The sequence below is a fragment of the Chryseobacterium koreense CCUG 49689 genome (assembly GCF_001045435.1).
Classification (GTDB): Bacteria; Bacteroidota; Bacteroidia; order Flavobacteriales; family Weeksellaceae; genus Kaistella; species Kaistella koreensis.
Genome location: NZ_LFNG01000011.1, coordinates 74,745 through 95,028, shown reverse-complemented (window position 1 = coordinate 95,028; position 20,284 = coordinate 74,745). Strand labels below are relative to the sequence as shown.

The following is a 20,284-nucleotide window of genomic DNA, read 5'->3' as shown; positions in this document are numbered from 1 at the left end:
AATGAATTAATGGCGCAATGTAAAAACACAGCAATTAATAAATTTACCAAAAAAAAATCATGGAAATCAGAAATCTACTGCGAATTATCTTCAGAATTTTCGGATTATATGCTGTTATACATTTAGTTTTCACATTTCTACCGCAACAATTCACGTATATCATAAATGCTGATTTGCTTTTTCCATTTGATGTGCGAACCGGAATCTTTCAAACCTGGATTTACCTGATCTTAATTGTAGCACTGATCCTTGCAGTTTTCTATGTGCTCATCATAAATCCTGATCTGATTATTAATAAAATCAAGCCACAGAATTTTTTAGAAGAAAAAATAAATTTTGAGAAACTAAATGCCGAAAATCTGTTGCAAATAGCAATTTTATCTATTGGAATATTGCTTTTATTTGATGCGATTCCCGAATTGGTGAATAAGTTATTCATTCTTTCGAAAGTGTTCAACATGAATAAACAGTTGGTTGAAGACATCAATACTTTAAATATAAAATCAGAGATTGCTACCGCATCTGTAAAAATTTTGGTGGGGCTGATTTTCATAATTTTTCAATATCAAATTGGAAAAACATTATACCGCCAAAATATTGAAAAATAAAAGCGTAAAATTCCCTCATCAATCATTTCATTAATAAAGATTTGAAAATTAACCCATTTTCAAATTGCCCCAATAACTCAAAAACCTAATCACTCAATATGTCTCCACACGAACTCGCCCAATACATGCTCAATCAGGACCATTTCTCGCAATGGATGGGGATAAAACTGATTGAAGTCCGCGAAAAATATTGTTTAATAGAAATGCCCGTGAAACAGGAAATGATCAACGGACTGAAAACCGTTCATGGCGGCGTTACTTTTTCACTCGCCGATTCGGCGCTGGCTTTTTCGAGCAACAACACGAATGAAGCTTCCGTGGCACTGAACTGCATCATGAATTTCACGAAAGCCGTGAGATTGGGCGACACCTTGACCGCAGAAAGCGTTTTGATTTCCGACACCCGAAAAACCGGCGTGTATGATATTTCCATTACCAACCAACACAAAGTCTTGGTGGCGACTTTTCGGGGAACGGTTTATAAGATTGAGAAAAAAGTGACGGAGCTATGAGTTTAATAATTATATTTACCTATTCAAAAAATTCAAACCATTAAATCAAAATAATGAAGCAATCTTTACTTGTTTTTATGCTGCTCTTATCGGCATTTTCTTTTGGACAAATCAAATTTGAAAAAGGATACCTTATTGATAATAAAAACACTAAACAGGAAGTATTAATCAAAAACATGGATTGGAAGAATAATCCGGATTCCTTTGATTATAAAACATCTGAAGCAGACAAAGCACAAACCGCAACGATTAAAAATGTAAAAGAATTCGGTATTTATAGAGGGACTCGATTCCTCAGAGCCGAAGTAAAAATTGACCGTTCAAGCATCAGTTTGAATAATCTAACTACGGATAAAAATCCGGATCTTAGAGAGGAAACCCTATTTTTAAAAGAACTGGTTAAAGGCGATATTAGCCTTTTCAAATACGCAGAACCCAATCAGAACAGATATTTCATCCAAAACAATACTGGAGCGATAGAGCAGTTAATCTATAAACCATACCTTCTGGGAGCAGGTGACATGGTTTATAATAAGGAATTTAAAAACCAATTGAAGCAAGATCTTCTCTGTTCAGCCATTACCGAAAAAGAAATTGAAAACACGGAATATAAAGAAAAAGATTTGACCGCTATTTTCGCCAAATACAATCAATGTAAAAATCCGGAAAATATAACGGTGGCGAAGCAAGAGACAAAAGGCGAATTTAACCTCAACATTCGGCCAAGAATGAATTTTAATTCGCTAGAGTTTTCAAACAGTTATGAAGGACTAAACTTCAATATGGGATCGAAGACCACTTTTGGAATTGGCCTGGAATTCGAGTACATTCTTCCATTCAACAAAAGAAAATGGGGAATCATCATTGAACCCAATTACCAGTATTACCAATCGGAAATCACCAATAATTGGTCACAAGTTTCCGGAGGCCAATTACTGATCTCTGCAAAATATAGCGTAATTGAAATCCCGATTGGATTTAGACACTATATGTACATAAATAACGAATCAAAACTATTCTTAAACGCGCAATATGTCACCGGAATTGTCTTGTCATCTGAAATCGCCATGAAAAGATCAGATAATTCAGTTTTGAATTCTCTTGATTCCAAAGTGCAACCCTCCATTGCTTTCGGTTTAGGATATAATTACAAAAACAAATTTGCCGCGGAAGCAAGAATGACCACTCCTCACGGAATTACGGCAGAATATGTATTTTGGAGCTCCAGTTACAAGAATCTCTCTCTGATATTGAGTTACACCCTCTTTTAGCAAGCACTAAATATTTAACACAAAACTTCAAAATTCATTTTTTGAAGTTTTTTTTATTTCCATATAATAAATTTCCGACCTTCGTTGTCTTACTACTAGAAACGAAACTATGACTCACGAGATATTCAAAAACACGGTCTTTTGCCTCAAGGACGAGATGTACCGTTTTGCGAAAAGATTCGTGATGAGCAGTGACGAAGCGGAAGATGTAGTGCAGGATCTGATGATGAAGTTTTGGCAGAAAAAAGAAGAACTCGCCCAATTCGGAAACCTAAAATCTTATGCGCTAAAATCGGTGAAAAACGAGTGCCTGAACCGGCTGAAGCACCACGACGTGAAAATGGGTTTTGCAGATTTCCAATTGCACCGAAGTGAGCTTTACCAGATCGAGACCAACAATCTGAAGGAACAGATCATCGCCTTCATCAACGGGCTTCCCGAAAAACAAAAAGCCGTGATTCACCTGAAAGATGTGGAGGAATATGAAGTTTCTGAAATTTCTGAAATCCTGGAAATGGAGGAGAATGCAGTTCGGGTAAACTTGATGAGGGCACGAACCAAGATTAAGGAACAAATCCAGAACCTCATGGATTTTGAAAATAGAATGATCGAGAATTTATAAATGCATTGCAATGAAAAACGAAAAGCCCAAGGAAAAATACAGTGAAATTTTCAAGGAATTAAAATCCGAGAAGATGAACTGGGATTTCGAGGATTTCTTGAAAGAGACCGAAAAGGAAAAGCCAATTCAGATCATTTCAAAAAAGAAAAGCGCGTCTTTCCCGAAATTATTTTCAATGGCCGCAAGTGTAGTACTGCTTGTATCAGTCGGAATTTTCTTTAAGGTGTTCCATAAAAAATCGATCACTGAACAGGATGATTTCGTGAAAAACGAAATCCTGAAACAAAAACCCGATTTCGGAAATGACGGCGAAATAGTGGCAGTGCACACCGCGGATTCGCTGAGAACCGTTCGAGACAGCATCGTCACCGATTCGGCAACCATAACCAGCGATGATGAAATCATAGACAAAATCCTGCCGGCAAGAGGTCGGCTGAAGAAACAGGTTCGGCAGCATTATGTTTCCGCACCCGAAAAATCTGCACCCAAAAAATCTGCAACACCGGAATACCAATCCAATTACGTGATCATCAACGGACAACGGATTGAAAACGAAAAAGAAGCCATCGATCTGACCAAATATTCATTCAGAATCCTGTCTGAAAATGTATCAAAAACCGTGGCAAAAACGGAAGCGATTCCGAATTTTATTAATGAATAAAAAAAAGCATTAAAAGAATAGCCTCTTTGGCACTATTCCATTTTAAAAATATTAAACCAAGCATCATGCAAAAATTACTAATCATACTCGCATTTTTCTTTTCGCATTTCTTCAACGTGAATGCGCAGAAAGATAAACTAGACCTGTTATTCGACAAATACCAGGAATCTGCCGGAGTCACTTCCATCAAGATAGCAAAACCAATGTTCAGCATGCTCGGCAAACTGAATATAGACGATGGCGAACTTCAGCAAATCAAGCCATTATTGGCAAAAATCAACGGATTAAAAATCCTGATCGTGGAAAAACCCTCGTTCACAAAAGGTCTGGAAACAGAAAACCAAAAACCTTTGATGAGTTTCCAAAACCTGAAAAACGATATTACAAATTCCATTAAAAATTTGAAATATGAGGAACTGATCACCGTCAACAGCAAAGACAGCAAAATTAAATTCCTTTCTTCCGATGCGACCAACGGAAACCTGGACGACCTGATTTTGAGCATCAATTCCGAAGACAGCACAGTTCTGATGATGCTCGATGGGAAAATCTCCATGGATGACGTGAACAAACTGATCAACGAAGCCGAAAAATCCTCGCAAAGAAACACCGTTACCACCGAAATCTCCAGTCCGGCCGGAATAACTCAGGTAAGAAATGTAGAAAAGTTCAGCGGAATAGAAGTTTCTTCAGGAATTAAGGTAAACTTCACCCAATCAAAAAACCAATCCGTGACGGTGGATGTGGATTCCGATAAGGCACAATACCTCATAACCAATGTAGAAAACGGGATTTTAAAGATTTATCTAAAAACTGACGGAAACAGAAACATCCGCTTCAAAAAGCTTTTCGTGAATGTGGAAGCGCCAAACCTGAAAAGCATATCCACCAAATCCGGCGCATCGATTTCAACTTTAAATGAGATTAATGAGGAATCCTTCACTGTAAATGCAGAATCGGGTAGCGCGATCAACGCAGAATTAAATGGGAATAAAATCACGACCAATGCGGAATCCGGAGCAACCCTGAAACTGAAGGTGGAGACCAAAGCGTTTTCCTTCACCGGAACGAGTGGTTCATCGTCATCAATTACGGGGAATAGTGACTCCGCTACCTTTCAAGTTTCGAGTGCGGCAAGCTGCAATGCGCAGAACCTGGTAGCGAAAACCGTGTCGGCAAATGCATCTTCAGCAGGAAGTCTAAAAGTGAATGCCACTGAAAGCCTTTCTTCCAACACCTCTTCCGGCGGAAATGTGCGCTATGCCGGGAAACCGAATAATTTTTCATCCACCAACAATAGCGGCGGCTCCACGAAACCTATTAATTAAACAAACTTTTTTTGCACATTATTCATATTGGTAATACTCTTGATTCCAAAAAAATGACAGTCGGAAAAAAATCAAAAACCCTTCCACCAAAAATTTTGAAATACAACAAAATATTGGCAAGCAAAACTAATATGACTAATGTGCCAAAAATAATAAACCTTAAAAAAAATACCGTGAAAAGAATTATATTATTTTACCTGTCTATAATCCTGATTTTCAGTCTGCAATCCTGCATCGTTTCCAAAAATCCGAATATGGGATTCTTTGACAATCCTTATTACGATTACAAAGACGCCAAGTTTGTGAGCATCAATGTTCCGGTTTGGCTCGCAAAACCTTTTGTGAAGAAAGCATTGCGCGAAGATGGCGAAAGCGAGGAGATTGTGGCAATCGTGAAGAAAATCAGCAAGCTGAAAGTAATGACGATCGAAAATGGAAACCAGGAAATGGTTGCCGATTTTTCGAAATACCTTACCAAAAATAATTTCGAAGAATGGATGACCATTAAAAAGGAAAAGGAAACCATCAATTTCCAGGCGAAACAAAAAGGTGACGAAATTCGGAACCTATTGATCACCGTCGCTTCCGGATCAAAATTGGTTTATGTGGATGTGCGCGGAAAATTCACCGCCGAAGATATCTCACGAGTCATTAATTTCTCAGAAAAGAATGACATGAAGAAACTGGTTTCAAAGTAACACTATCTTTAATTGTTTTAATGACCGCGGTTTTGCTGCGGTTATTTTTTTGAATAGATTTCAAAATCATTCCTACTTATGAGATCACTTTATCTCAGCAAAATCCTTGACTCATTGACAAAACCAGTAGAGCATTTCTTGGCTGTCCCGTTCAGTACACGACAATTTCTTGCCGGAAAATGGCAGATGGATTGAATGACTTACCAGAAGATACGTATTGCTGAATTATCCTTCTATCCAATAATTTGGCAAATAATCAAATCCAATTACCTCAATAAAAAAAAGTGGCCAACAAGCCACTTTCTGAACCTATATAAGCAAATTGCATGGAAAAAATAGTTTTTCTGTTTCAGTTTTTTATTACTGATATTTTCCAAAAAATCCCTCTCAAAAAGAGAGGGACTATCTGAAAATTACTATTTGACTTCCTCGAAATCTGCATCCTGCACATCCTCTGCACCTGCGTTTCCGCCTGGGTTTTGAGGACCTGCATCTGCACCTTGTGCTTGCTGTCCAGCTGCATATAGCTCTTCGGAAGCCGCCATCCAAGCTGCGTCTAATGCTTCGGTTTTGGTTTTCACCGATTCGGTGTCTTTTGCCTCGAACGCGGTTTTCAATTCTGCAGCAGCAGATTCGATCGCTGCTTTTTTGTCGGCGGAAAGTTTTTCACCGAATTCCTTCAGCTGCTTTTCGGTTTGGAAAATCAAGCCATCTGCTTTGTTGAAGAGCTCTACTTCTTCTTTTTTCTTGGCATCTGCAGAAGCGTTTTCTTCGGCTTCACGTTTCATTCTTTCGATCTCGGCCTCAGAAAGTCCTGAACTTGCCTGGATTTTGATAGACTGCTCTTTTCCGGTTCCTTTATCTTTAGCGGAAACGCTCAGGATACCGTTTGCATCAATATCGAATGTTACCTCGATTTGTGGAACGCCTCTCGGTGCCGGTGGAATATCTGTCAAATCAAATCTTCCAATTTCCTTGTTGTCATTAAACATTGGTCTTTCACCTTGCCCAACTCTGATGGAAACTGCAGGCTGATTGTCGCTTGCGGTAGAGAACACCTCAGATTTTTTGGTAGGAATGGTGGTATTTGCATCAATGAGTTTGGTGAAAACAGAACCCATGGTTTCGATACCTAATGAAAGCGGAGTCACATCTAAAAGAAGTACATCTTTCACATCACCGGTCAATACCCCACCTTGGATTGCCGCACCTACTGCTACCACCTCATCCGGATTTACTCCTTTTGATGGCTTTTTGCCGAAGAATTTTTCAACCTGCTCCTGGATGATCGGAATTCTGGTGGAACCACCTACTAAAATTACTTCGTCAATATCAGAAGTCTGCAATCCGGCATCAGACAACGCTTTTTTACAAGGCTCCATGGATCTTCTCACCAAATCTTCTGAAAGCTGTTCAAATTTCGCCCTGGTCAAAGTTTTCACCAAGTGTTTCGGACCGGTTGCAGTGGCGGTAATATAAGGAAGGTTGATTTCAGTTTGTGATGCGGCAGAAAGTTCAATTTTTGCTTTTTCAGCAGCCTCTTTCAATCTTTGAAGTGCGATTGGGTCAGCTTTCAAGTCAACCCCTTCTTCTGTTTTAAATTCGTCAACCAACCAGTTGATGATTACATCGTCAAAATCGTCTCCACCTAAATGGGTGTCTCCATTTGTGGATAACACTTCGAAAACGCCATCTCCCAAATCCAGAATCGAGATATCGAAAGTACCTCCACCTAAATCGTAAACCGCAATCTTTTGATCTTTGTGGTTTTTATCCAAACCATACGCCAAAGCGGCTGCGGTAGGTTCGTTGATAATTCTTTCAACTTTAAGACCAGCGATTTCACCGGCTTCTTTGGTAGATTGTCTTTGTGAATCGTTGAAGTACGCCGGAACAGTGATCACCGCTCTTGTTACTTCCTGGCCAAGATAATCCTCAGCAGTTTTCTTCATTTTCTGAAGAATCATTGCTGAAATTTCCTGCGGAGTATATTCTCTGTCGTCTATTTTTACCTTTACGGTGTCATTTGGTCCCGAAACCACGGTGTATGGCACTCTGGACACTTCTTTCGCATCGTCTTTAAAATGGGTCCCGATAAACCTTTTGATGGAGTACACGGTATTATGGGGGTTGGTTACCGCCTGTCTTTTTGCGGGATCGCCCACCAATCTTTCCCCATCTTTCGTGAAAGCTACTACGGAGGGCGTGGTTCTTTTCCCTTCTGCATTAGGAATTACAACAGGGTCTTTTCCCTCCATTACGGCAACACAAGAGTTGGTTGTACCTAAGTCAATTCCAATTATTTTGCTCATATTGTTAATATTTTTTAATTAGTAAGATTTGTGTTGGCTTTCTCCAATTTTATGCCGACCAAAGTTTTGTGACAAATTGACAGATAGAACAAAAAAAAACGCCAAACGGTAATGTCTGGCGTCGGTATCCCAAAAATTGGAATTATTATTTTTTCAAGGTAAGAATATATTCAACCATTTTTTTTGCAGTCTCTTTGCTCATTCCTGCATGCGGAGTCATTGGGATTTCACCCCAGTTTCCTTTTCCACCGTCGATGATTTTTTGTGCGAGCATATCAATATCTGCATCCGTGTATTTGTTTGCAACATCTTGATAAGAAGGACCTACAACTTTGGTATCCATTTTATGGCAAGTCAAACAGTCTGCACCTTCAATGAGTGCCAAACCTTCATGTTTTCCCGAAGCAGCATCTCCAGTAGTGGCAGCAGGCTCTTCCATCATGATATTGCTTTCTTTTTCAGTATCAACGTTTTTTGTGCAAGAAACAGCTATAAAAAATCCTCCTAAAATCAAAAATTTATTCATATCTTTATCAATATTTATTATTCGCCAAATTTATTAAAAATAATCGAATAAAAAATTTGCGATAAATGTCATACCGTTTATATGACTGCGATCATATCAGCATGGAAGCAAAACTTGTACTTTTGAACCATTAAATTATATAAAATATGAAATCTTTAAAAACAATTGCATTAGCTGCATTCGCGTTCGCACTCTTCTCTTGCGGAGGAGACAAAAAAACTGACTCCATCCCGACTGCCTCTTCTGATGGAGCTGCTACGGAAGCACCGGCAACTCCAGCTGCGGTAGATCCTGCAACCTATGATCCAAAAAGAGGTCTTGGTCCACATGAAAACATCGATGTGAGCAAATTTGATCCAGCGATGGCTGCTGCAGGAAAGAAAATTGCAGAAGTGAAATGTACATCATGCCACAAACCAACCGAAGAAAAACTAGTTGGTCCGGGTTGGAAAGGAGTTACCAAAAGACAAACCCCTGAATGGATTATGAATTTCATCTCTAATCCAGATCCAATGATCGACGTGGATCCAGAATTACAAAAACAACTTGAACTTTGCTTGGTGAGAATGCCAAACCAAGGTTTAAATGAAAAAGATGCTCGTGAAGTTCTCGAATACATGAGAGAAATCGACGGAGCGAAGTAATTCTTTTCTCAAGCAGAAAAAAGAAAAAATCCAGTAAATCAATTTCATATGAAAAGTCTAAAATTTTTTGGATGGTCTGCCCTTATGTCAATTTTGATGATGACAGGCTGTAAACCAAAGGGAACGGAGAACGCTGTAAGTGGCGATGCTGCCGAGAAAGTTTATGTTGCCCCGGGAAAATATGACGAGTTTTACAACTTCGTCAGCGGTGGCTTCAATGGACAGGTAAACGTTTATGGTTTGCCAAGCGGAAGACTCTTAAAAGTACTTCCCGTATTTTCGCAAAACCCGGAAAACGGTTATGGTTACAGTGAAGAAACCAAACCGATGCTACAAACCTCTCATGGATTTATTCCTTGGGATGACCAACACCACCTTTCATTGTCACAGACCAATGGAGAAGTGGATGGAAGATGGCTGTTTGCAAATGCCAATAACACGCCGAGAGTGGCAAGATTGGATCTGAAAACATTCAAGACTGTTGAAATATTGGAATTGCCCAACTCTGCGGGGAACCACTCCTCACCTTTCTTAACGGAAAATACAGAATATGTGGTAGCTGGAACTCGTTTCGCCGTTCCAACCGATGACAAAAACGGAGATGTTCCAATTAATTCCATGAAAGAAAACTTCAAAGGAGTTTTGTCTTTCATCGGAATTAATAAAGACAGCGGAGATATGGATCTTTCTTTCCAAATTGAAGCTCCGGGAATCAACTTCGACCTCTCTCACGCAGGTAAAGGAAAATCCCACGATTGGTTCTTCTTTTCTTGCTACAACTCCGAAAAGGCCAACACGCTTCTTGAAGTAAATGCTTCACAAAATGACAAAGATTTCATTTTGGCAGTGAACTGGGTGAAAGCAGCAGAATTGGTGAAAGCCGGAAAAGGCAGAAAAGTGCAGACAGAATACGCACACAACAAGTTCGACGAAAGCACCCATTCCGCAACTTCAACGATGAAGAAAGAAGTTACAGTGCTTTCCATTGATGACATGAAGGAAGCTATGTACCTGATCCCTTGTCCGAAATCCCCACACGGATGTGATGTGGATCCAACCGGTGAATACATCGTGGCTTCCGGAAAATTGGCAGCGTTGATCCCGGTTTTCAGCTTCGACAAAATCCAAAAAGCAATCGCAGACAAAGCCTTCGCATCTGATTATGACGGAGTTCATGTGATCAAATATGAAGCAGCATTGCACGGGGAGGTTCAAAAACCAGGTTTAGGCCCTCTACACACTGAATTTGACGGAAAAGGAAACGGTTATACCTCCATGTTTGTATCTTCAGAAGTGGTAAAATGGGACATCAAATCGCTGAAAGTTTTGGACAGACAGCCGACTTTCTACTCGGTAGGTCACCTGATGATTCCTGGTGGAGACAGCAAAAAACCTTTCGGAAAATATTTGGTCGCTTACAACAAAATTACCAAAGACAGGTATTTACCAACCGGCCCTGAATTGGCTCAATCTGCTCAGCTTTTTGACATCAGTGGTGATAAAATGAAACTGTTGCTGGATTTCCCAACTTTTGGTGAACCGCATTACGCACAAGCTTGTCCTGGAGATTTGCTTTCTAAGAACCAAGTGAAATTCTTCAAAATCGCGGACAATAAAAACCCTTACGTGACCAAAGGTGAAGCAGAAAGCAAAGTGGTGAGAGAAGGAAACAAAGTTCATGTTTACATGACTTCAATCCGGTCACACTTCGCACCTGACAATATCGAGGGAATCAGAGTAGGAGACGAAGTTTACTTCCACGTCACCAATCTGGAGCAAGATTGGGACGTTCCGCACGGATTTGCCATCAAAGGAAATGAAAACGCAGAACTCTTAATTATGCCGGGAGAAACCTGCACGCTGAAATGGGTTCCTAAAAAAGCGGGAATGTACCCAATGTATTGTACCGACTTCTGCTCCGCACTACACCAAGAAATGCAGGGTTATGTGAGAGTATCACCTGCGGGAAGCAATACTCCTCTGATTTATTCGCTGAATAATAAGAAGGACAATGCAGTAGGTCCTGTGAAAGAAGGTGAAACCAAATAATAAAGATCAATTTAAAGGGCGGTTTTCACTGCCCTTTTTTCTTTTAATGATAGTTGTCATTTTGTGATTTCAATCACATGAGCACTGCTCAAAAATCACGAAATTTACTAGCAGTTATTCAAAACCATTACAAATGAAAAACCCCTCATTATCCAAATGGTCACGCATCTTTCTAATCATTTGCGGACTAGGTTTGTTCGTTTCAATTTTTGTCCCACTATGGGCAATTTATTTGGAAGCTCCCCAATATCCTGAAGGACTGGGAATGTTTCTGTGGTCCAATAAAATCACCGGTGATTATCAAATCATCAATGGACTGAATCACTACATCGGCATGAAAACCATTCACCAAGAAGATTTTTGGGAATTCAAAGTTCTGCCTTATGCACTGGGATTTTTCGGCCTGCTTTGTTTGATCGCCGCCTTTCTCAATAAAAAGCTGTGGCTTTATCTGACCACTATTCTATTTTTGATTTTCGGAGTTGCATTTATGGTAGATTTCTGGGCTTGGGAATACAATTACGGACACAATTTGGATCCGAACGCGGCCATCGTGGTTCCCGGAATGTCTTACCAACCGCCATTAATAGGATTTAAACAGCTCTTGAACTTTGGCGCATATTCCTATCCGGATATTGGCGGAATCATCATGTTCGCAGTTGCCGGAATTTTGGTTATCTTAGCCTATCTGGAAATCAGAAAAAGAAAAAATGCATAAATTGCAGGAGCTGAACTACCCAAAATCCTGCTAAAATATAAACGCTATAATTAAAAAAGTTATGAAAGCAAAACCATTTCTAATTGCCGCAGTTTCGGTATTGGCATTCATGTCCTGTCAACAGTCCGGACCGAAAGATTTTCTTTTGGGAAGCGACCAGTGTGATAATTGCAAAATGACAATCACCGACATCAAGTACGGTACCGAACTCATCACTGAGAAAGGAAAAGTCTATAAATTTGACGATATCAGCTGTATGAACATGTATGAAGTTTCCAATCCTGACAAGGCAAAAAATGCAAAAACCTATGTCATAGATTTTCCTACAGATCAGTTTTTGGAAAAAAAGAATGCCACACTAATCGAAGGTGGAAACATCAAATCTCCGATGGGTGGAAACACGCAGGCTTTCAAAAATAAGGCAGATGCTGAAAAAGCAGCCGCAAAACTCGGTGCAACTTTAACGAAATAGCTAAAATGTTCAGAATTCTGTTTCTGCTTTTTCCCGTAATTTTCTTTTCAAAAGTGCTGAAAGTTGGGAAAAATGAAACCTACAAAACCATTAAAAGCGCTGTCGCCTCATCAAAAAGTGGCGACAGTATTTTGGTGGAAAGTGGCGTTTATAAAGAAGGAAACATCAGCATCACCAAACCATTAGTGCTCATCGGGATTGGAAGACCGGTTTTGGACGGCGAGTTCAAATACGAAATCCTTTCCTTTCGGTCCAACCACATCATCCTAAAAGGATTCAAAATCATCAATTCGGGCGAAGACGAAGTGGAAAACATTGGCGCGATCCGCCTTTACGACAGTCATTTTACCACTATTGAAAATAATATTTTCGAGAATAATTATTTTGGAATCTATGTTCAGCGCGGTTACCGCTGCTTGATCCAAAACAACAGAATCACGACCAGCCGTGCCAAATCCCAAGAAGGAGTTGGTGATGGAATTCACGCTTGGGTAAGCCAGGAACTTTGGATTAAAAACAACTATATTTCCGGGCACAAAGACGGAATTTACCTGGAAAAAGTGGTCCAATCATACATTTACAATAATGATTCGGTGAAAAATCTTCGTTATGGACTTCATTTCATGTTTTCTAATGACAATGTGTACGTTTCCAACATTTTCGACAATAATAATGCGGGAGTTGCCGTGATGTACAGCAATAATGTGGGAATGGTCGGAAATAAATTCATCAACAACTGGGGCGACGGAAGTTATGGATTATTGCTGAAGGACATCTCATTCAGCAAAATCAAACACAATGTTTTCGAAAGCAACACGGTAGCCATTTTTTTAGACGGAGCCACAAAAATCGACTTCTACCAAAACGATTTCCAAAACAACGGATGGGGAATGAAAATCAATGCCAACTGCATGGAAAACCGCGTGAAAAGAAATAATTTCATCAACAATACTTTCGACGTGAGTACCAACGGAACGATGGTGATGAATGATTTTAAAAATAATTATTGGGACAAGTATGAAGGTTACGACTTAAACAAAGACGGAATCGGCGACATTGCATTTCACCCGTTGAGTCTCTATTCTTATTTGGTGGAGAAAAATCCGTCCGTGATGCTTTTGTTCAAGACATTCATCGTGGATTTATTGGACAAAACCGAAAAAGTGATTCCCAGTCTTACACCTGAAACCTTTGTGGATGAGCAACCGCTGATGAAAAAAGTGAAGATTTAAAGCGTGTAATTCGAAACAGAAAGTGAAAGAAGGCAAAAAAAGGAGTTTAAATGAAGTTTCTCAAAAAAATGATGAGTTCTGTTTTAAGTTAATGAACCTAATAATCGCATTGATAAATCAACTATAAAAAAAATTGAAGGTGACGGCAGATAGAAGTTCTTTTGAAAACTTACATCAACCACCTTCCCTCTTAAAAAATGATTGAAGTAAAACAATTAACCAAAAAATTCGGGAAATTCACCGCGGTGAAAGACGTGACCCTCGATTTGCAGGACGGCCATTCCATTGCGCTCATCGGTCCAAACGGTTGCGGCAAAACGACCATGATCAAATGCATTCTCGGCCTAAATGTGGTGGAAGAAGGAGATATTTTGGTGAATGAAAAAAGTGTGAAAGACCATTATCTCTACAGAAAAGATATCGGATATATGCCGCAAATCGGCCGATATCCGGAAAACATGACGATTGGTCACACCATCCAAATGATCAAGGACACCCGGAAACTGCCTGAAGAACATTTGGACACCGAACTTCTGGAAGCCTTCGAGCTGGAAAAAATATACGACAAGAAAATGGGAAACCTTTCGGGAGGAACCACCCAAAAAGTGAGTGCAGTTTTGGCCTTTATGTTTGACCCGAAGATCATCATCCTGGACGAACCGACTGCAGGACTCGATCCACTGGCTTCCGAAATCCTGAAAAAGAAAATCATCAAGGAAAAAAACAAGGGAAAACTCATCCTGATTACTTCGCATTTATTGAGTGAGCTTGACGAAATCGTGAGCGAAATCATCTTCATGAACGAAGGAAAAGTTCTGGTTCACCAATCCGTGGATGAACTGCTGAAACAAACCAATTCCGGAAAAATTTCAGAATCGATCGTCAGTATTTTAAAAGAAATGAAGAAATGAACAAAATAGCACGCTTTATCCTTTTTGATATTTTAAAAAACAAAATCATCCTGTTTTACACGGTGTTGCTGTTTATACTTTCTTGGTCTGTTCTAGGTTTGGAAAGCAATTACACCAAAGCGACTTTGAGTTTACTAAACGTGGTTTTACTGGTGGTGCCATTGGTAAGCATCATTTTTTCCACCATTTATGTCTATAACAGCAGTCAGTTTGTGGAATTGCTATTGAGTCAGCCGGTTCCCAGAACCAAAGTTTGGTTCAATATTTTTCTGGGACTTTCCACCGCGCTGGTTTTCGCATTCCTGATTGGTTGCGGTGTCCCAATATTGCTTTATTCATCGATTGAGACTGGTTTTTCTCTGATAATAATCGGTATTTTTCTGTCCATTATTTTCACTTCGTTTGCCATGCTTTCCGCGATTTCAAGTCGCGACAAGGCCAAAGGAATCGGAATCTCCATTTTCCTATGGATTTTCTTTGCAATTATTTATGATGGAATTCTTCTGGTCCTGATGTTCCAGTTTGCAGATTACCCCATTGAGGGAATTATGGCGACTTTGGCGGGATTGAACCCGATTGGTTTGGCGAGAATTTTCGTTTTGCTTCAGCTTGATGTTTCAGCAATGCTTGGAGCTTCGGGAGCGATTTTCAAACAAGTTTTTGGTTCTGGCGGCGGAATGGGAATCTCATTGGTGGTAATGGCGGTTTGGGCAATCATCCCATTTGTACTGTCATTGATCAAGTTCAACAAGAAGGATTTATAAGAAATCTTTTGGAATTGAAGGAGGATTTTAATGGGAATATTGAACCGTGGCGAAGTTTCTCGCTGACTGATATCAGCAACAAATATTTATTTTTTTAACTATCTTTGATCAAACCAAAAAATATGTTTTCTCGAGAAATTCTGTTGAAAAATAAGGTTCCGCGAATGCTTTTGAAGAGGAAAGACACCCTTTTCCGCGAAGATGAAAAAGCTGTGAATCTGTATTTCTTGACGGATGGAGAAATCAAAATTTACAATACCGATTCTGAAGGCAAAGAGTTCCTGATCGAAAAGGTTTCCCATTTCAAATTCCTGGGTGAGCCGCCGTTTTTATTAGGCGAAAGGTACCCCGCCAATTCCGTAATCATCAGTGATACCGCTGAAATTTTCAGATTCAGCAATGAACATTTTAAGCAGTTTATGACTGAAAATCCGGATATGCTGCTCAAATTCACGAATGAGATTGCGAGAAAAGCGTACAACAAAACCATGAAGCTGAAATCGATCGTGCACCAAAATCCCCACGAAAGAATTCTGAATTTTCTGAAAAACTACAAAAGAAGCAACAACCTGGAACTCACCGAAAAATGCATCATCGAGGTGACCAGAAAAGAAATGGCAAATTCCACCGGTTTAGCGATCGAAACGGTGATCCGAACGGTAAAAAAAATGGAACGGGAGCAAAAAATAGAACTTATTAATCACAAAATCTTATTCTGATGAACAAAGCTTTCTGGCTAAAATTTTCAGTCTTTAACTTTTTCCTAGTAGCAGTTTTGGGCGTAATTATGCGCTATAAAATCGTTTATTCATTTCCATTTTTAGACCAGAAGCATTTGCAGGAAGCCCATTCGCACTTTGCATTTTATGCTTGGATTACCAATGCTATTTATGTTTTGGTGGCGATTTATCTGAGTAAGATGAAACCCGATCTGAAACTGACCAAATACAAGGCGCTCATTATTGCCAACATCATATCGTCTTTTGGGATGCTGGTTGCTTTCATCTATGGCGGTTATTTTTCGCTGTCGGTATTTTTTTCCACCGCCGCGTTGCTCGTCAGTTTTGTTTTCGCTTATCTATTTTATTCGGATTCCCGGAAATTTCAGGATCCATCAAAAAAATGGTTTCTCGGGGGATTATTTTTTGCAGTGATTTCTTCGCTTGGCGTGTTCAACTTAGGCTATATGAGTGCCACAAATAGTACCACACAGAATATGTTTCTGGCTTCGGAATATTATTATCTCCATTTCCAATACAATGGGTTCTTCATTTTTTCCTGTATCGGATTGCTGCTTTACTCCATGAAGGAAATCGGTTCCCCAATTGGTGAAAAAAAGAATAATGTACTTTTTTGGTTAATGTTTATGGGTTGCCTGATTGGTTTTGGACTTTCTATTCTTTGGTTCAAAATGCCGGTTTATATATTCACTTTGATCGCTATTGCCACCATTGGGCAAACAATTGGAGCAGCGATGCTGTATGGATTTGTCAAGAAAAACTGGAACCAAATTTCAGCAAATTGGTCTCCCATGCAGCGCTTTATCCTGCTTTTTGCCGGGTTTGCATTTGCGGTGAAAATTGCACTGCAGCTCGGTTCCAATATTCGGGCAGTGAATCAGTTCGCATTTGGATTCCGCAACATTGTGATTGCTTATCTGCATTTGGTTTTGCTGATGTGTATCGCAATGTTTTTGATCAATCAAATCCTGGCAACCAATCTTTTCAGCACTAGCAAATCTCTTTTTTTGGGACTAAAACTGCTCCTTCTCGGTATATTTTTAAATGAGGCAGTACTTGGATTAATGGGTATTTTCTCAATTACTTATAATTCCATTCCTTACGCCAATCATGCTTTGTTTTATATTTCACTGCTGATGATGTTTTCTTTGTTGGTCATTTTTGTGCAGTTGAAATACAAAAACCGAAACCAGCTCTGATTCGAAACGCACATTTTGAAAATGGCAGCTGTTTAAATCGGCCTTTTTCTTAATTCCACAAAAAAGCGGTTCCAAGAAATCCTGAAACCGCACCAAAAAACATTAAATTTAATAAACTATTACATCTTTTTATTCCGGAACGATCACTTCGTCAATTGCATAAACGATACCGTTAGAAGCCGGAACAGTTGCTAAAATATGTGCTGTCCCATTGATGGTTGGTTTTCCATCCACCATTTTGATGGTAATATTTTTTCCGTCCACCATCCCTAGATTTTGTCCGTCGCTCATTTGATCTTCCTTGATCACGCCCACATAGGTATGATGACCCAAAATATCGGTGAGTTTCCCGTTGTTTTCAGGTTTCAGCAGATCTTCAACGGTACCTTTCGGCAATTTGTCAAAAGCCGCATTGACAGGTGCAAAAACCGTGAAAGGACCTGCGTTGCTCAAAGAAGTAGTTAATCCTGCTGTTTGAACCGCTTTCACCAATGTGGAAAGATCCGGATTTTTCACTGCAAGTTGCACGATGTTCGGATTGGAATCCTCGTCCTGTACTCCTTCCTGTCCGTGTCCTACGGTTTCAGTAGTTGCAGAAGCTGTGTTTTCAGCTGCCGCTGCTTCGTTTTTCTGGCAAGAAAGCAATGCAAATCCCACCATACTTAAAATTAGAATTGACCTTTTCATCTGTTTAATTTTTTGTTAAAAGTAGTCAGATTTTCTGATGATGTAGTATGACTATAGTCATATAATAAAGAATTGATTTCGTGACATTTATCACGATTGCCCACGAAGATTTGGCCAAGACAAAGTCTTCAATATTAAATTTCCACCTTTGTCATTGAAATTTTCACTGAAATCTCTATTTTTGAGCAATCATATAACCCCGAAAATGCCGAATCAGTTTAATCCGAGAGACATCACGTGGCTTGCCTTTAATGAAAGAGTTTTGCAGGAAGCAATGGACGAGAACGTACCGCTCCACCTCAGAATACGATTTCTGGGCATTTTCTCCAATAATTTGGATGAGTTCTTCAGGGTGCGTGTCGCCGGATTAAAGCGTGCAATGGACTTCAAGGATAAATTCATCACGGAATCATTTTATCAGCCGCCATCAAAAATTCTGCAGAACATCAACGAAATCGTCATCAAACAACTGCAGGATTTTGACAAAACCTGGAAGAAAATCCAGCTGGAGATGGCGGAGCAGAAAATCTTTATTAAAAGCGCCAAGAATCTCAGTCCAGAACAAAAAATATTCGTTCGGAAATATTTCGATGAAGTGGTAGAAAGCAACGTGATTCCAATTTTGCTGCACGATAATGTTCCGATGCCCTATTTGCGGGACAAATCACTCTACTTGGGAATTGCGATGCGGAAAAAAGAATGGCAGTATGAAAGCAAATTCGCCATCATTGAGATTCCGTCGCGGATTATTGGCAGATTTGTGCTGCTTCCTTCCGAAGATAAAGATGAAAAAACGGTGATGCTATTAGAAGATGTCATCACATTCAACCTACCCCACATTTTCTCCTATTTTGGCTATGACGATTTTGAGGCAAACTGTTTCAAAGTCACTAAAGATGCGGAGTTCGATTTGGACAATGACATTAAAACTACCCTGGCCGAAAAAATTGAAAAAGGGATTAAATCGAGGAGAAAAGGAAAACCAACCCGGTTTGTTTTTGATAAAGAAATGGACAAAGCATTGTTGGAATTCCTGATCCGGAAACTGAACCTCAGCAAAAAAGACAGCATCATTCCCGGAGGAAAAATTCACAATTTCAGACACTTCATGGATTTCCCGGATGTTTTCAAAGCTTATAAAAAGCCCGAAGAAAGAACCTCCTTCGACCACCAGGAATTTGTTGGAAAAAGAGTTACCGATGTGATTCAGAAAAAAGATGTGCTGCTCACTTTTCCCTATCACACCTACACTCCCGTAATCGATCTGATGCGTGAAGCCGCGATGGATCCCGATGTGAAATCCATTCAAATTACCGCGTACCGATTGGCGAGTAATTCCAAGATCGTGAACGCGTTAATTAATGCCGCGAGGAACGGAAAAGAAGTAACGGTGATGCTGGAACTTCGGGCAAGATTTGATGAAGAAAGCAATCTGGAATGGAAGGAAATTCTGGAACAGGAAGGGGTGAAAGTTTTAGTGGGAATTCCCAATAAAAAAGTTCACGCGAAACTTTGCGTCATCAAAAAAAGAGTCCACAACAAAACCATTCAGTACGGATTTGTAAGCACCGGAAACTTCAATGAGAAAACAGCAAAAATCTATGGTGACCATTTGCTGATGACTTCTGACAGAGGAATTATGGCAGACATCAATAAAGTATTCCACGTATTGCGAAAACCAAAAGACGACATAAATCCCGTTTTGAAAACCTGCAAAAATCTGATGATTTGTCCGCAGTTCATGCGTGAGAAAATCGTGCGCCACATCGAGCAGGAAATTGAGGAGGCAAAAGCGGGGCGAAAAGCCGAAATGATCATCAAAGTCAATTCAGTAAGCGATCGGAATCTGATTAGCAAACTTTACGACGCCGCAAAAGCCGGAGTAGTAGTGAAGATGATTGTTCGAGGAATTTATTGTGCGGTGAACCAAAAGGGATTCAAACAAAAAATCCAGGCAATAAGTATTGTTGATGAATATTTGGAACACGCCAGAGTGATGTATTTCTACAACAAAGGCAGTGAAGACCTCTACATTTCTTCGGCGGACTGGATGACCAGAAACCTGGATTACCGGATTGAAGCCGCCGCAAAAATCACCCAGAAAAACCTGAAAAAAGAACTCATGGACATTCTGGAAATCCAGTTAAATGACAATGTAAAAGCCAGAATCCTGGACAAAAAAATGAGCAACAAATACGTGGAGAGCGGAAAAACCGAGGTGCGGTCGCAGATTGAGACGTATAAATATTTGAAGAGGAAAACAGAAAAAGAGGTGGACTGAAACTGTAGCCTCAAAAAAAACTGTCCCAAATGAAAATAGTTTCCTGCAA

At 39.8% G+C, this 20,284-nt stretch carries 20 protein-coding genes; 17 read left to right on the top strand and 3 right to left on the bottom strand.

Annotation, left to right across the window (positions count from 1 at the left end; translation table 11 throughout):
* Positions 1 to 263 precede the first annotated feature (263 nt).
* From ACM44_RS15745 to ACM44_RS09060, 7 genes are all read left to right on the top strand, one after another.
* Positions 264 to 608 carry a hypothetical protein gene (locus ACM44_RS15745; RefSeq protein WP_241477165.1) on the top strand — a complete coding sequence of 115 codons (345 nt, stop codon included), beginning with the start codon at positions 264 to 266 and terminating at the stop codon, positions 606 to 608.
* 98 nt (positions 609 to 706) lie between these two features.
* Positions 707 to 1,120 (top strand): PaaI family thioesterase, encoded by a 414-nt coding sequence (locus ACM44_RS09085; protein ID WP_048499718.1) that lies wholly within the window; start codon positions 707 to 709, stop codon positions 1,118 to 1,120.
* Between the two features lie 53 nt (positions 1,121 to 1,173).
* Positions 1,174 to 2,391 carry an outer membrane beta-barrel protein gene (locus tag ACM44_RS09080; protein WP_048499717.1) on the top strand — a complete coding sequence of 406 codons (1,218 nt, stop codon included), beginning with the start codon at positions 1,174 to 1,176 and terminating at the stop codon, positions 2,389 to 2,391.
* A 109-nt stretch (positions 2,392 to 2,500) separates the two neighbouring features.
* Positions 2,501 to 3,013: an RNA polymerase sigma factor gene (locus ACM44_RS09075; RefSeq protein WP_048499716.1), complete on the top strand. Its 513-nt coding sequence runs from the start codon at positions 2,501 to 2,503 to the stop codon at positions 3,011 to 3,013.
* A 10-nt stretch (positions 3,014 to 3,023) separates the two neighbouring features.
* Positions 3,024 to 3,674, top strand: coding sequence for a hypothetical protein (locus tag ACM44_RS09070; RefSeq protein ID WP_048499715.1), 651 nt, complete (start codon positions 3,024 to 3,026; stop codon positions 3,672 to 3,674).
* Between the two features lie 65 nt (positions 3,675 to 3,739).
* Positions 3,740 to 5,002, top strand: a complete 1,263-nt coding sequence (locus tag ACM44_RS09065) for a DUF4252 domain-containing protein (protein WP_048499714.1) — start codon at positions 3,740 to 3,742, stop codon at positions 5,000 to 5,002.
* Between the two features lie 173 nt (positions 5,003 to 5,175).
* Entirely contained in the window at positions 5,176 to 5,700 is a 525-nt protein-coding gene (locus ACM44_RS09060; protein WP_048499749.1) for a DUF4252 domain-containing protein, read from the top strand.
* A gap of 416 nt (positions 5,701 to 6,116) precedes the next feature.
* On the opposite strand, the gene dnaK is transcribed toward ACM44_RS09060, so the two are convergent.
* Together dnaK and ACM44_RS09050 are read right to left on the bottom strand one after the other, a co-directional pair.
* On the bottom strand, positions 6,117 to 8,012 hold the full coding sequence (gene dnaK, locus ACM44_RS09055) for a molecular chaperone DnaK (protein ID WP_048499713.1): 1,896 nt from the start codon (positions 8,010 to 8,012) through the stop codon (positions 6,117 to 6,119).
* A gap of 145 nt (positions 8,013 to 8,157) precedes the next feature.
* Positions 8,158 to 8,538 carry a c-type cytochrome gene (locus ACM44_RS09050; protein WP_048499712.1) on the bottom strand — a complete coding sequence of 127 codons (381 nt, stop codon included), beginning with the start codon at positions 8,536 to 8,538 and terminating at the stop codon, positions 8,158 to 8,160.
* Between the two features lie 146 nt (positions 8,539 to 8,684).
* On the opposite strand from ACM44_RS09050, the gene ACM44_RS09045 reads away from it, so the two are divergent.
* The 9 genes from ACM44_RS09045 (at position 8,685) to ACM44_RS15520 (ending at position 17,267) form a co-directional block, all read left to right on the top strand.
* Positions 8,685 to 9,182, top strand: a complete 498-nt coding sequence (locus ACM44_RS09045; protein WP_048499711.1) for a c-type cytochrome — start codon at positions 8,685 to 8,687, stop codon at positions 9,180 to 9,182.
* A gap of 48 nt (positions 9,183 to 9,230) precedes the next feature.
* Positions 9,231 to 11,231, top strand: coding sequence for a Sec-dependent nitrous-oxide reductase (gene nosZ, locus ACM44_RS09040; RefSeq protein ID WP_048499710.1), 2,001 nt, complete (start codon positions 9,231 to 9,233; stop codon positions 11,229 to 11,231).
* Between the two features lie 133 nt (positions 11,232 to 11,364).
* Complete coding sequence (locus ACM44_RS09035) at positions 11,365 to 11,949, top strand: hypothetical protein (RefSeq protein WP_048499709.1); 585 nt, start codon at positions 11,365 to 11,367, stop codon at positions 11,947 to 11,949.
* A gap of 61 nt (positions 11,950 to 12,010) precedes the next feature.
* Entirely contained in the window at positions 12,011 to 12,421 is a 411-nt protein-coding gene (locus ACM44_RS09030; RefSeq protein ID WP_152669327.1) for a nitrous oxide reductase accessory protein NosL, read from the top strand.
* Positions 12,422 to 12,426: 5 nt separating this feature from the next.
* Positions 12,427 to 13,653 carry a nitrous oxide reductase family maturation protein NosD gene (locus ACM44_RS09025; RefSeq protein WP_048499708.1) on the top strand — a complete coding sequence of 409 codons (1,227 nt, stop codon included), beginning with the start codon at positions 12,427 to 12,429 and terminating at the stop codon, positions 13,651 to 13,653.
* Between the two features lie 197 nt (positions 13,654 to 13,850).
* Positions 13,851 to 14,564 carry an ABC transporter ATP-binding protein gene (locus ACM44_RS09020; protein WP_048499707.1) on the top strand — a complete coding sequence of 238 codons (714 nt, stop codon included), beginning with the start codon at positions 13,851 to 13,853 and terminating at the stop codon, positions 14,562 to 14,564.
* Positions 14,561 to 15,328 (top strand): ABC transporter permease subunit, encoded by a 768-nt coding sequence (locus ACM44_RS09015; protein WP_048499706.1) that lies wholly within the window; start codon positions 14,561 to 14,563, stop codon positions 15,326 to 15,328. The genes ACM44_RS09020 and ACM44_RS09015 overlap by 4 nt, the downstream gene beginning before the upstream one ends.
* A 164-nt stretch (positions 15,329 to 15,492) precedes the next feature.
* The gene (locus ACM44_RS09010) at positions 15,493 to 16,047 is read left to right on the top strand and encodes a Crp/Fnr family transcriptional regulator (protein ID WP_160303995.1); all 555 of its coding nucleotides are present in this window, start codon (positions 15,493 to 15,495) and stop codon (positions 16,045 to 16,047) included.
* Complete coding sequence (locus ACM44_RS15520) at positions 16,047 to 17,267, top strand: hypothetical protein (protein WP_183325370.1); 1,221 nt, start codon at positions 16,047 to 16,049, stop codon at positions 17,265 to 17,267. Before ACM44_RS09010 ends, ACM44_RS15520 begins: the two co-directional genes overlap by 1 nt.
* Positions 17,268 to 17,396: 129 nt before the next feature.
* Here the strand turns inward: ACM44_RS15520 and ACM44_RS09000 are convergent, their stop codons facing one another.
* A complete protein-coding gene (locus tag ACM44_RS09000; protein ID WP_048499704.1) occupies positions 17,397 to 17,954 on the bottom strand; it encodes a fasciclin domain-containing protein in 558 nt (185 codons plus the stop codon).
* Positions 17,955 to 18,159: 205 nt separating this feature from the next.
* On the opposite strand from ACM44_RS09000, the gene ppk1 reads away from it, so the two are divergent.
* Positions 18,160 to 20,235 (top strand): polyphosphate kinase 1, encoded by a 2,076-nt coding sequence (gene ppk1, locus ACM44_RS08995; protein ID WP_048499703.1) that lies wholly within the window; start codon positions 18,160 to 18,162, stop codon positions 20,233 to 20,235.
* Positions 20,236 to 20,284: the final 49 nt, after the last annotated feature.